11 protein-coding genes are annotated in these 12,009 nt (G+C 50.6%); 2 read left to right on the forward strand and 9 right to left on the reverse strand.

Annotated features, from left to right (window positions below; all coding sequences use genetic code 11):
• Nucleotides 1-5: 5 nt before the first annotated feature.
• Genes JJQ72_RS03670 through JJQ72_RS03700 form a run of 7 tightly spaced genes read right to left on the reverse strand, consistent with a single transcriptional unit; the run spans nucleotide 6 to nucleotide 7,987 of the window.
• Nucleotides 6-1,478 carry a phytoene desaturase family protein gene (locus JJQ72_RS03670; protein WP_208202809.1) on the reverse strand — a complete coding sequence of 491 codons (1,473 nt, stop codon included), beginning with the start codon at nucleotides 1,476-1,478 and terminating at the stop codon, nucleotides 6-8.
• Nucleotides 1,475-2,632 carry a glycosyltransferase gene (locus JJQ72_RS03675; RefSeq protein ID WP_208202810.1) on the reverse strand — a complete coding sequence of 386 codons (1,158 nt, stop codon included), beginning with the start codon at nucleotides 2,630-2,632 and terminating at the stop codon, nucleotides 1,475-1,477. Before JJQ72_RS03675 ends, JJQ72_RS03670 begins: the two co-directional genes overlap by 4 nt.
• On the reverse strand, nucleotides 2,605-3,363 hold the full coding sequence (locus tag JJQ72_RS03680) for a lysophospholipid acyltransferase family protein (RefSeq protein ID WP_208202811.1): 759 nt from the start codon (nucleotides 3,361-3,363) through the stop codon (nucleotides 2,605-2,607). The genes JJQ72_RS03675 and JJQ72_RS03680 overlap by 28 nt, the downstream gene beginning before the upstream one ends.
• On the reverse strand, nucleotides 3,332-4,084 hold the full coding sequence (locus JJQ72_RS03685) for a carotenoid biosynthesis protein (protein ID WP_233281189.1): 753 nt from the start codon (nucleotides 4,082-4,084) through the stop codon (nucleotides 3,332-3,334). Before JJQ72_RS03685 ends, JJQ72_RS03680 begins: the two co-directional genes overlap by 32 nt.
• Nucleotides 4,081-4,956, reverse strand: a complete 876-nt coding sequence (locus JJQ72_RS03690) for a phytoene/squalene synthase family protein (RefSeq protein ID WP_208202812.1) — start codon at nucleotides 4,954-4,956, stop codon at nucleotides 4,081-4,083. Before JJQ72_RS03690 ends, JJQ72_RS03685 begins: the two co-directional genes overlap by 4 nt.
• Nucleotides 4,935-6,455 (reverse strand): phytoene desaturase family protein, encoded by a 1,521-nt coding sequence (locus tag JJQ72_RS03695; RefSeq protein ID WP_208202813.1) that lies wholly within the window; start codon nucleotides 6,453-6,455, stop codon nucleotides 4,935-4,937. Before JJQ72_RS03695 ends, JJQ72_RS03690 begins: the two co-directional genes overlap by 22 nt.
• Nucleotides 6,446-7,987, reverse strand: a complete 1,542-nt coding sequence (locus JJQ72_RS03700) for a phytoene desaturase family protein (RefSeq protein WP_481856816.1) — start codon at nucleotides 7,985-7,987, stop codon at nucleotides 6,446-6,448. The genes JJQ72_RS03695 and JJQ72_RS03700 overlap by 10 nt, the downstream gene beginning before the upstream one ends.
• Before the next feature lie 283 nt (nucleotides 7,988-8,270).
• On the opposite strand from JJQ72_RS03700, the gene JJQ72_RS03705 reads away from it, so the two are divergent.
• Nucleotides 8,271-8,591 (forward strand): cupin domain-containing protein, encoded by a 321-nt coding sequence (locus tag JJQ72_RS03705; RefSeq protein WP_208202880.1) that lies wholly within the window; start codon nucleotides 8,271-8,273, stop codon nucleotides 8,589-8,591.
• Nucleotides 8,592-9,026: 435 nt separating this feature from the next.
• The gene (locus tag JJQ72_RS03710) at nucleotides 9,027-9,509 is read left to right on the forward strand and encodes a pilus assembly protein (protein ID WP_208202815.1); all 483 of its coding nucleotides are present in this window, start codon (nucleotides 9,027-9,029) and stop codon (nucleotides 9,507-9,509) included.
• Nucleotides 9,510-9,688: 179 nt separating this feature from the next.
• Here the strand turns inward: JJQ72_RS03710 and JJQ72_RS03715 are convergent, their stop codons facing one another.
• Nucleotides 9,689-11,314, reverse strand: coding sequence for a glycoside hydrolase family 9 protein (locus JJQ72_RS03715; RefSeq protein ID WP_208202816.1), 1,626 nt, complete (start codon nucleotides 11,312-11,314; stop codon nucleotides 9,689-9,691).
• Nucleotides 11,315-11,336: 22 nt separating this feature from the next.
• Nucleotides 11,337-11,978 (reverse strand): HAD family hydrolase, encoded by a 642-nt coding sequence (locus JJQ72_RS03720; RefSeq protein WP_138227720.1) that lies wholly within the window; start codon nucleotides 11,976-11,978, stop codon nucleotides 11,337-11,339.
• Nucleotides 11,979-12,009: the final 31 nt, after the last annotated feature.

A 12,009-nucleotide genomic window follows, 5' to 3' on the forward strand; every position in this document is an offset into this window, starting at 1 on the left:
TGTAGTCAGCCTTGATTGATGATCTCCTGTGCGACAAGCTGCCCCGATAGGGTAACCAGAGGCGTCCCTCCACCCGGGTTGGTCGTTCCTCCTACAAACCAGAGACAATCTAGTCCCTTCAACCGATTGGATGGACGAGCAAAGGTCTGTCTCGCTGAATTAGACGAAATGCCATAAATAGCGCCCCGGAATGCGCTGGTATCTCGCTCCAGGTCCTCCGGCGTATACCAGCGCAGCACCTCCGCCTCCTGGATGCCGTCCAAGCCCAGCGAGTCCAGCCGCGTTAGTATGGAGGCCTGATATGCCTTGCCATCCTGCTCCCAGCTCCATTCGGGAGAGGTGTACGGAGCATTCAGCAGCAGAAACAGGTTACTGCCTCCTTCCGGGGTCATCCCGGCCTCCGTATAGCCAGAATAGCAAATATATGCTGTAGGCTCTTGAGGCGGCTTCCTCTGGTCAAAAATATGCTCAAACTCTGCTGCATACCGTTCTGGAAAAAACACATTATGATGCAGCAGATGATCATATTTGCGCCTCACGCCAATGAGCGCCGTAAGACCGGAAATGGAGGGCTCATAGGAAGCAATCCGCGCATTCCGCATTCCTGGACGCTGTAGTTCTGGAATTAAATCCCGGCACGCACTGAGCACGTCTCCATTCATCACAACAACATCTGCCCTGTATGTCTTCTCTTCCGTTTCCACTCCTGTAACACGTTTACCCTCGATGATCAGCTGCTGAACCCTGACGCCCGTCGCGATATCAACGCCGAGCTCTTCGGCAACCTTGCGAAAGGCCTGTGGAATGCTGTAGGTTCCGCCCTTGACTCCATAAACCCCCATGCCTTCCAGATGGGCCATCATGCCAAAGATCGCTGGCGCCCGATATGGAGATGCCCCGACATAGGTCGCATATCTTCCGAACATCATTAACGTATTGGGATGACGGAAGTAACGGGCAAGAAGCTTTTGCAGCGAGGTCAGCGGCCGGATTCTAAGGAAGGCTGAGACCAGGGAGGGCGACAGCTTCGATGAGGTATCCAGCATAAGCGTATTTAGAAAATGCCGATCCGCCTGATGATAAAGAGCCGCAGATTCAGACAGAAATCCTCTCAGCCGGGAAGCGTCTTCCGGGCTGTACTTGGCGATCTGCTGCTCCAGGCTCGCAATGTCTGAGGTCATATCTACAGTCAATCCGTCTGCAAAAAAATTACGGGTGTGCGGATCCAGCGGAATGAGCTGAAGGTAGTCCTCCATCTTTCGTCCGCTGTCCGCAAACACCCGTTCAAAGGCTTGTGGCATCGTTATTGTACTGGGACCACGGTCAAAATAATATCCGTTCTCCTGCACACGCTGCAGCTTTCCGCCAACCTGGTCCTGCTGCTCCAGAACCGTAACCTGGTAGCCGGAAGACGCAAGCTTGATTGCGCAGGAGAGTCCGCCTAGTCCAGCGCCTACAATAATGGCTGTTCTTTTCATGAATAATAACGTCCCTTCCATTGGTAGCCCCGGCTGGTGTAAGCGGTTCGGCATGAGTCCAGTGCCAGAAGTATAACCAGCAGCATACTGATCGGCTGGAAAATAGACAGCCAGGCCGGCTGGCCTTGATTCACATCCGCTGCCATTTTGACTGTCATCCCAGTCAGTACGCAGCAGGCGGACCATATCATAAGCTCTGATGATCCCAAGTCTGTACCTGCAAGAATGAGACTGTAAGCCAGCATCAAGACAGGAAATACATACAGAATAAAATAGAACAAGCTCATGGCTGTCAGTAAGGGAATGCTTCTGCCCAGTCCTTCAAAAATATTTTTGCGGTAGCCGCTCCAGACCTCGGCACTGGTATGATACATTCTCATGGTCACATGTCGATGAATATCCGCAAGCTGAACCGGCTCCTTGCCTCGCTTGAAGCTGCGGACGAGGGCCATATCGTCGACCAGCTCATTTCGGATTCCGAGATGACCGCCGACCCGCTGATAGCTGTCCCGCTCCACCAAGATAAAGGCGCCATGTGCAGCAGCAAGCAGCGGATGCGAGGTTCGCTTGATCCAGCGTATGGGCAAATGGCATAAAATTGTAAAGGTCATCAGCGGTACAATCAGTTTTTCCATCCAGGTTCCAACGACCTGAAACGGAAATCCTGTAATCATTCCTCTTCCCTGTCGCTCTGCGACCTGCATAGCCCATGTCAGGGCACCTGGCTTCAGACGGGCATCGGCATCCATAAACAGCCACCATTCCCCTGCCGCTGCTTCCGATAGCTGATGGCAGGCATGAACTTTTCCACTCCAGCCGTCTGGCATTTCTTTGCCCTCAAGAAGTTTAACGCGCGAATCCATGCCGCTTATTCTTCGAACAGCCTCTGCTGTACCATCCTCCGAGCGGTCATCCAGCACGAGCACTTCCAGATGGGGATAATCGCTTGCCAGTACAGATCGCAAGGCATCATCTATGTTGCGTTCCTCATTACGGGCAGGAATCAGAACAGAGATGAGAGCAGCGGGCGCAGCACTGGCATCCCGGCGGCTGACGCTGCTTAAGCCGGAAGTGAACCAGCCCCAGCCGTTCCACAAGACGTACAAAAATTGCACCATCAGTATAATTAAGAGGATTTGAAGAAACGTTTCCACCACTGTGTCCTCCTCTGGAAGTCCTCAAACAAAGCATCCGTGGAGGAGCTTTTTTTTAGAATCGAGTTAAAGCCGCTTTGGGGACCACATTGATCCTCGACCACCAAAGCCTTATGACGGTCCAGCTGTTGCTCTAGCCGCGCCGCCAGCCAAGCTGAGGACTCTCTGCGCCTTGTAGAAGACCAATCCTCTTCAATCGGGGTGCCTGCCCACATCGTAGCCACCGGCTTCTGTACATAGGTCATCGAGAACACCGTCGTTACCGGAATCACAATGGGAGAGGGGGAGCGTGAGAGCAAGTAACCGATGCCCGGCTGAAAATGCAGCGGCCGGACATCATTGTGATAAATGTCGCCCTGTGGAAAGATCCAGACGCTCTTCCCCTGCTCCATCAGCTCAGAGGCATAGTGAAGGGATCTCAGAATCCCTTTCATCGATTGCTTATGTATCGAGAATGCGCCCAGCTTCTGAAAAAAACGGAATTTGCTAAGCTGCCGCTCATCCATCATGATGAAATGATCACCAGCTGAGCGCTCCTTGACCGCATGATACATCAGCAATCCGTCCCACCAGGAGCTGTGATTCATGGCATAAAGGGCCGGCCGGCGGAGATCCGGTGGATCCAGCTCTCCCCGAAGCAAAATTTGATCAAAGTGCCGGGGAAGCAAATAGTGCTTATTATAAGCGTGAAAAAGAGCATTAAACCATTTGCTTTTTCGGGCTTGAAGCATACCGGTGCACCCCCTCCGCGGCTGCGATCCCCAAGACAGAGATCAGAGCTGGAACGACCAGGCCCTCCTTCAGAGACAAGAGACCGAACATCGCCAGCATCCCTTGATATAGAAAAACGGTAGAACGGGACGGACGGCTGTCACGGCCCTCATGATAGAGTGGAAATAAAAAGGACAGCAGGAATGCAGCCCCGAACCAGCTGATGAAATTCTGCAGTGGAATTCCGGCATAAAAGCCAGTTCCGCTCCACAGCCAGAACTCATTCGCGAAAGCAGCAGGATCCAGTACCAAATCTAGCAGCATGGCCCAGAAGCCGGTTTGCAGCGCCCGGGTCAGCAGGGTCTTGCCTGTAGACATCAGCACCGACATGACCATGACTCCAATCCAGGCAAAGCCGATCGCAATCGGGACAGCCTCTCCAAAAATGCTCAGCGTGTCCGTGTACTCATAGGTTCCAAACGGATATCCTGTTTCGGTTCCAAACCATTCCAGAATATAAGTGGACACCGCTACGATGCCAGCTCGAGCCCAGATCGAGAGCGAAGCATGTCTTTGCAAATTTTTGGAGCGAAGCTCCTGACGTTCTAGTGTCAACGCGTACATGGCGAAGAAAACAAGAAAAAGTCCGTTGGAGAAATGAAGGAGATCTGGTACCTCATAGGTCAGCATGAGGATCAATCCAATGGTGTACCAGCCCCAGAACAAATAACCCATTTTCATGAGACTGCACTGCTTTCGGCTTTATGGTTGTTCATATTATATCTCCTCATTATGGAAAGCAGCATGGACGCCTTCTGAACGCCGCTGACATAGGCGCGCTTTCTGAATACCTGATACTCATTGCTTTTTACAGCGTCGAGAATACTGCCGTAGAAAAGCGCTGCCAGCTCCACGCTGAATGCGCTGGATGTCGGATACGTATCCAAATCCCGAAGGCCAAGCGCGAACCATTCCTTCGCCTTCTGCTCCAGCTTGAGAATCAGCTGCTTAAGTCCTTCATTAACGTCCTCAGCCTGAAAACATTCCTCACTGTATCCGCACTCCTGCATCCAATCCAGCGGAACATAGCGGCGTCCACGTCTTTTGTCCTCTCCGATATCCCGCACGATGTTCACAATCTGCATGGCCTTGCCGAGATATACTCCCGATTCCACGACCTTCTCATCGGGTGACTCATGCAGCACGGGCAGCAGCATTTCACCGACGGTACCCGCTACAAGATAACAATAATGCTCCAGCTCTTCCATCGTGTTGTATTCCGTTTGAACAAGATCCCGGCGCTGCCCTTCCATCTGCTTGTAAAAGGGAGCCTTCTGTAAATTCGGAAACTGCTGAAACAGCCAGCGAAGCGCCGGCCAGATAAAATGCCCCTCAGCCGTGGCCAGCTCATCCAGATGATGCTCCAGCTCATCAATGCTGTATAACGAGCGTTCAGGCTCATCGACCGAATCGTCAATCATACGGCAAAACGCATAAATGACATAAACCGCTTCTTTTCGTGGTGAAGGCAAGTATCCAAAAGCTTTGTAAAAGGTAGAGGAGCCTTCACGAATCATTTCTTCACATTGGACTAAACAGTTTGTGGCATGCATTCGATTCTCTCCTTTGTCAGATGATCGGCAAGGAGTTTAGCCCCCTGCATTACGATGGGAATGCCGCCCCCAGGGTGTATTGAAGCTCCAACACTGTATAAGCCGCTCAGCTCCGGAAAGGGTACAATCTGCGGCCGGAAGACAGCAGACTGCTTCAGGCTCGGTGCGATTCCGAAGCTTCCACCCCGGTACAAGCCGTCGTTCACAGCGTCATCCGGAGTGCGAATATCCATCCAGAGCACCGATTCCCGCAATCCATCAAAGCCACGTTCCTCCGCTTCAGCCATTATTTTGTCTGCGAGCTTATATTTAAGCTCGTTCCAGTTCACCTCTCCCGCTGGCGGCACTGGCACCAGAATATACATCACACTCTGGTCCTTCGGTGCGGCACTAGCATCCAAGGCAGTCGGATAAAACGTGTAGAAGGAAGGCTCGTCAGGAACCTTCTGCTCCGTAAACAATTGCTTGAGACCCTGGTTTAAAGAGGATGGCAGAAAGAACTGGTGGATATTGGCATGCTCATAGCGTTTGTTTAAGCCAAGATAAATCAAAAAGCATCCGGATGACGGCTCGTATTCCTTATTGCGTATTTTATCAGATATTTCAACAGAATGGGTGACAGATTTCGAGCTTTGTCCCGCCGGCAGCAGATTCACAAGATGCGGGAAATCTCCGTTAAAGACGACGGACTCATGCCTATATACCGCTCCCTCTGCCGAAACAAAGCCGGTGCAGCTCCCGCCCTCGATCAGCAGCTGTTCCGCTTTACACCCGGTTACGAACCTGACACCACGGCTCTCCAATATGGACTGCAGCCGGTCCACAAGGCCTGCGTAGCCTCCTTTTAGGTACCATACACCGAATGCATGCTCTGCGTAGGGAATGAGCGTATACAGCGCAGGGGCGCTGAAGGGCGCTCCTCCAATGTACAGCGTCTGAAGCGAGAAGGCGTCCTGCAGACGTTCATCCCGAAAATAATCCGCCGCCAGCCGGCGTACACTTTTGTAAGCCTTCATCTTCATCAGCAGCTTCATATTACTCCAGGTGTAGAACTGTCCTTTGCGAAAGAAGGGTTGTTTCAGGAACGAATGAACGCCTTGCTCAAACGCCTGCTCCATATCAGACATATATCTCAGAAACCCGTTCTTCTCCCCCGGGAACACCCGGTCCAGCTCCTGGAGCTGAAGATCCAGCTGCCGGTATTTCTTGAACACGGTGCCGTCCGCATAATGAATCGCATACAGCGGATCACATTCCATCAATGGCAGCTCCGCTGGATCCATACCGCCCTCTTCTAAAATGTCCAGCAGCATGTTGGGCAGCAGTACAATCGTCGGTCCTTGATCAATCTGGAAATGTCCATCCTCATCTCTCTGGTAAGCGAGCCTTCCGCCCAGTCGCTCTGCCTTCTCATACACGGTAACATCTACGCCGCGTTGGGACAGCAGCAGCGCTGCCGTTAAACCGCCGATGCCTGATCCAATAATGCCTACTTCCATACCGGCACCTCCTGTGCTGAATATCTTGGTGCCATCTTGACGCCTTCACTAACATCCTGCTCCATCAATAGCTTGACACTAATCCGCGCCGATTCCCAAATGGTTGGCAGACCACTGCCGGGATGCGTGCCGCCGCCAACAAGCCAGCAGTGCTCCAGCTCTTCAAAGCGGTTGTGCGGACGGCGGTGCATCATTTGATCCAGGGAATGAGCCAGGTTAAACGTGGCTCCCCGATACACATGATATTGCTCCTGCCAATCCAAAGGCGTAATCATCTTCTCGGCCCGTATGCGGGAGGACAGCCCGGCAAGCTCCGGCTCCTGCTCCAGCCTGGATAGGACAGAGCTGCGAATTTCCTGTTGAATATCTTCCCAGTTGCTGACTCCTGCCAGATTAGGAACGGGCATCAGCACATACAGTGCAGATTGTCCGGCCGGGGCCAGTGTGGGATCAAGAGCGCTCGGATTATGCACATAAATGGATGGATCTGCGGACAGTACGCCCTGGCGGGTGATTTCATCAACATTCTTCGGATAATCCTCGGAGAACACGACCGTATGATGGGGGAGATCAACAGCACCGTCAATGCCCAGGTACAGCATAAAGGTCGAACAGGAGTATTTTCGCGACGAAATGTACTCCGGTGTGTATTTCTTCAGTTGTCCATCTTCAAACAGCTTGCTTGCCGCGGTCGCAAAATCGGCATTGATGACCACATGATCAGCTTCAATCTTCTCTCCATTCTCCAGCAATACACCGTTGGCTCGGCCATGCTGAGACAATACTTTCTTCACGCCTGTCGAAGTATTGACCGTACCGCCGTATTCCTGAACAACGGCAGCCATGGCTTCACAGACGGCATTGACGCCCCCGATCGGGTGAAACAGACCATACTCGTGCTCCAGATAAGACAATATGGAAAAGGTGCCCGGGCACTCCCATGGAGACATTCCGAGATACTTCGCTTGAAACGTAAATGCGTATTTTAGACGTTCATCGTTATAATATTTCGACAGCCGTCCGTACACCGTGTCGAAAGCGTTCAGTTTGGGTAATGCTTTTACAACATCTGTCCGTATGTAATCCGTAATTCTGGATATCGGACGCTTCAACAGCGGTGCAATGGCATCAAACTTGAGCTTCTCTTCTTTCATGAAACGCACATAGCCTTCGCCGTTACCTGGGAACAGCTCCTCAATCCGCTCTTTCATGACTTCTCTATTACGGGTAGCGTCCATCCGGGTCTCCCCAAACCGGAGCTGATATAAAGGATCGAGCTCCACTAAATCAACATATTGGTGCAATGAGCGTCCGACAGATTCGAACAGCTCCTCCAGCAGCTGCGGCATCATCAGGAAGGTCGCTCCCCGATCAAATGCATAGCCTTCAAACTCCAGTCGGGATGTTCTGCCGCCGATGTACGGCTGCTTCTCATACACGGCCACATCATAGCCCCCTCCGGCCAGAAGCATAGCAGATGCGAGTCCACCAGGACCTGCGCCGATCACGATCGCTTTTCGTTTTGAAGTCAAGATCATCCCTCCATATAAATAAAACCCAACATAAGATATAATATAATTAACCCATCGGTAAATTTACAAACATTATACTTTATTTGTATAAGGTTTGCAAATGGTAAGGTTTGCGTAATGTTGGCCTTGCGACCGATTTTTTTCTTAACTATTGTGAATTTTTCATTACCTGTAATAATTACATGCATGATGAATATAATCAATCTACCCATTGAATTCCCTTTTGGGAACAGGTAAGCTATTTTTAGCGTTGCCAGAAAATAATGGAACTGGAGGGATTATGATGAGCAAAATCGGGATTTGGGAAGATGCGGAGCCTGGCGTGAAACGTTGCATTTTAAACGCTGAAGGAAGCTTGATGATGATGGAGGTTCATTTTAAGGAAGGTGCTCAAGGGTATGAGCATAGCCATCCCCATGAGCAGATGAGCTACTGCCTTAAGGGCAGCTTTGACTTTGTCATAGAGGGACAAGTTCATCGCTTGTCTGCGGGACAATCCATTGCCATTCCAAGTCATGCCAAGCATGGCGTTACAGCTTTGGAAGAGGATTCTGCACTATTGGATGCGTTTACACCGATCCGGGAAGACCTCCTGCGTTCCTAACAAAATTAAAATGCCGCGGCACCAGGATATAAGACTCCTGATGCCAGCGGCATGGGGATGATTAGCTTCAATATCACCTGCCAGCTTGGAACGCCTCAGTGTCGCTCCAAGCATCGTCACCGCGTGATGTGAACTTGAGACAAGCCGCTACAAGCGGCATGATCCGCACCGAAACGGTGCCCTGACCATTCTTCTCTGGCTTCAACGCACCAATACTCAAACAAATGATAGAGCGTGAATTTCGCGCCTTATCTACGTAGCCCACCGTTTGGACGATGGATTCGACCTCTTCGGGTGTAAGAACAATTTATAGGATTGGAAGAATCGTGTTTTCAAAAATAAATGTAGCTTTTATATTTTTAAATTGTTATAAATATTGGGAAACAGCAAGCCACAATGTAGAAAAATTTTCCAATATTTAGGGGGCACTAGTGTATGGAAAAGAAAGTGGCTCTTTCTGTGATTCTATCTTTAGCTTTAGCAACAACGGCGATGACAGCTTTGGCTTCTTCAAGCACCCATCAAGAATCATCTGACCAGCCTGTGGAGGCGAGTGATACTAAGGAAGATGGGGGCATCACTCCTTTTAATGTTGATAAGACTTGGAATGCTAAGGCAATTGGAGGTGCAAATGTACCTCAATACTTTAGCGTAAATGCGGGATACGGCCATCTTAAACTGTTTATGAAGAACTACAGTAGTAATTCAGTGACTGTCAATTTAACGCACCTAGATAGTACTTTGGTATATTTCACCAAAACTATTCCTGCAGGCGGTTCTCTGGATTGGAAGGATTTTGATGAAGGATACCCGCAAGGCATGCGCGGCGGCAACTATGTACTTCAATGGATCGGTGGCTCATATAACGTTAATGGAGAAACATTTGGCAAACTGGCTTCCAGCACGAGCGATTTTTAAAAAACTTTTGAAAATTTTGCTGTTTCCCACTAAGGAGGTCCCAGTTAAACTTGGGGCCTTATACTCTTTCTGTTCCGAAGTCATCCGATATCGAGTTCAATGTCAGCAAAGCGACCGTAAGAAGTTCCATTGTTGATTACGGTGACAAATGTTACATTATTCATCACTAATTCCTGATGTCAGCGATTCATGCCTGCTGTTACAAAAACAGCCGGCGAATTCCAATAAATCGTAACCTCATTACCCGCGTAGCTGGCCTCATGATCGATAAAGCAAGCTGCGGCAGGCTGACCGGAAACTTGCTCTTTTAAGCATTCGTCATTCAAATGTCTGTTCGGGCCACCGGATACGAGCCCCAGAACCGGCTCTATTACTGCATCTGCAGCAGAAGGACGATGATGCGGATAAAGAATCGGCCGATCACCAAATCCGGTGACATAGCAAACATCCAGCACATTACGACCCAGCAGATAGTGCAAGTGGGAATCGGCCAGTTCAATATAGCGCAAATCAGGCTCAAGCTCGCAGGCAAGCAGCACGAACATTGCTCTATTCATCAGCACCATATTGCTGCCCCATATATAATCCTGTTCCTCCATAGCAATCTGATAGCCGTTATGGCTCGCCACCTTAAGCAGCCTATCTGCCTCAGCTAGCACCTGCTGTTTCAGAAGAGCGTATACTTGAGGATCGCTTCCGCCTTCCCCGTTCAGTAAATAGCTGAAGGTGCCATATCCACCCATATCCGCCCAGCCCAGCTCCGTCTTGGAGAATTCCTCTTCCGCCAGCTTCCGCAGCTGCTTATGATACATTTCATCGCCTGTTGTTCGATAAAGCTCGGCTGCGGCCCAGAAACGTTCATCGACATCCTGATCGTCGCCGTACTCACCGGTTGTAATCCCTTCGGGATTGGTAAACCCCGGAGCTTGCGGATGGTTGTCCAGCCACCGATAGCCGCTCAAGCTGGAGCGAAGACATTCTATAGCAAAGGCAGCATCATAAGGCTGATATAGCCGGGCAGCCAGAGCCATAACAGCAGTGTGACACGCTGTAGCTGTGGCGCTGATCGGTGAGAATACCAGCTCTCCTTCATCCTCTTCCGGCATCACATGCAGATCGGGAAAGCTGCGAGTGGTCAGTTTATGATAGGAGCCGCCACTTTCTTGATTCTGCATCTTGAACAGCCACTCCAGCTCTACTTTGCATTCATGAAGCACATCCGGCATGATTCTGTCACTTTCCGGAAGAGGCAGAGCAGCTGTAAAGGCTGCCGGATACAGCTCAAAGGCAAGCAGCAGATCCGCGACCGCCTTAGCCCCGGGAACGACGTATTTGCCATAATCTCCGGCATCATGCCATCCTCCATTCCCATCCAGCTTCTGCGACGCTTGATCATAGATCACCCCTGGCTCGGTGTGACATGCTGGATGTCCCCAAGGTCCGGCGAATTCCTCTTCCAGCTCCGTGCCACAGCGAAAATAATAGAACGCTTTTAATAAGCCCTGCTGGAGCTCTTCATACGGCTTCTCCTCAATAATAAAAGAAGCGGAACGCTCCATTCCCGATGCGACGGCATAATATCGGCCAGGCGTCTGCAGCTCCGTGAAATCTCCTTGAAACACTACACTCCCACTGTCATCGTCCTGCACCGGTCCTTCTGCTTCACCGGAATAGACAAGCTCCTCCGTCATTTCGTTATAAATGTGAAACGTCGGCTCCGGGCCGGTAAGCAACAAGCCTTTTACATGATGCGCGGCATATCCAATCTGGTTCACGAGAATCCCTCTACTTTTTACCTTGGACATGATGAGCCCTCCTTCATCTTCTTTACAGCCATTGCGGAAGCTCGGCAAGATGGGAAATCACGCCAAGCGGAAGCACGCCCTTGGATTTTAGCTGAACAGGATCGCTGCGGTAGGCCACAAAAGGAATACCAGCTGCCTGCGAAGCTTTTCCATCAATCCAGCTGTCTCCAACCGAGAGCCAGTCGGAAGGCTTCAGGTGATGATATTGGTTCAGCACATACTGAAATCCACCGGGTGCAGGCTTTAAGGCCTCCATATATTCCCTTCCCACAACATATTCAAATTCTACCTGGATCTCATAATTTTTCAAAGCCTTTATCGCCGCCTGTGTTGCATTATTTGTAACGACGACCAGGTGATATTTCCCTTTCAAGGACTGCAGGAGCTCCTTCGCCCCCGGCTCCAATTCAGCCTGCAGCATTCCCTCGGTCTCATAACGCTCCGCAATGCCCCATAGCGCCGCTAACCGCTCTTCCGTCATCAAGCCGGATGCTTTGGCTTCCTCAATCAGTGTAGAGGTTGTATGCTCTGATAACAGGCATTCCGGGGATAACAGCCCCTGCTCCACACAGAATTGGTAGGTGTGAGACTTCATGGACTCAAAATCAATCCGGGATTGCAATAAGGTATTGTCCATATCAAATATAATGCCTTGGCCATGCATCACTTTTTTTTCATCCTCTCTCCTAATATGT

The organism is Paenibacillus sp. F411 (assembly GCF_017582705.1).
Lineage (GTDB): Bacteria > Bacillota > Bacilli > Paenibacillales > Paenibacillaceae > Paenibacillus_AQ > Paenibacillus_AQ algicola.

What these genes read in the sequence shown, in the direction of transcription:
- JJQ72_RS03670 (WP_208202809.1), bottom strand. Translation starts at nt 1,478, where the DNA reads ATGAAAAGAACAGCCATTATTGTAGGCGCTGGACTAGGCGGACTCTCC.
- JJQ72_RS03680 (WP_208202811.1), bottom strand. Translation starts at nt 3,363, where the DNA reads ATGCTTCAAGCCCGAAAAAGCAAATGGTTTAATGCTCTTTTTCACGCT.
- JJQ72_RS03685 (WP_233281189.1), bottom strand. Translation starts at nt 4,084, where the DNA reads ATGAAAATGGGTTATTTGTTCTGGGGCTGGTACACCATTGGATTGATC.
- JJQ72_RS03690 (WP_208202812.1), bottom strand. Translation starts at nt 4,956, where the DNA reads ATGCATGCCACAAACTGTTTAGTCCAATGTGAAGAAATGATTCGTGAA.
- JJQ72_RS03695 (WP_208202813.1), bottom strand. Translation starts at nt 6,455, where the DNA reads ATGGAAGTAGGCATTATTGGATCAGGCATCGGCGGTTTAACGGCAGCG.
- JJQ72_RS03705 (WP_208202880.1), top strand. Translation starts at nt 8,271, where the DNA reads ATGAGCAAAATCGGGATTTGGGAAGATGCGGAGCCTGGCGTGAAACGT.
- JJQ72_RS03710 (WP_208202815.1), top strand. Translation starts at nt 9,027, where the DNA reads ATGGAAAAGAAAGTGGCTCTTTCTGTGATTCTATCTTTAGCTTTAGCA.
- JJQ72_RS03715 (WP_208202816.1), bottom strand. Translation starts at nt 11,314, where the DNA reads ATGTCCAAGGTAAAAAGTAGAGGGATTCTCGTGAACCAGATTGGATAT.
- JJQ72_RS03720 (WP_138227720.1), bottom strand. Translation starts at nt 11,978, where the DNA reads ATGCATGGCCAAGGCATTATATTTGATATGGACAATACCTTATTGCAA.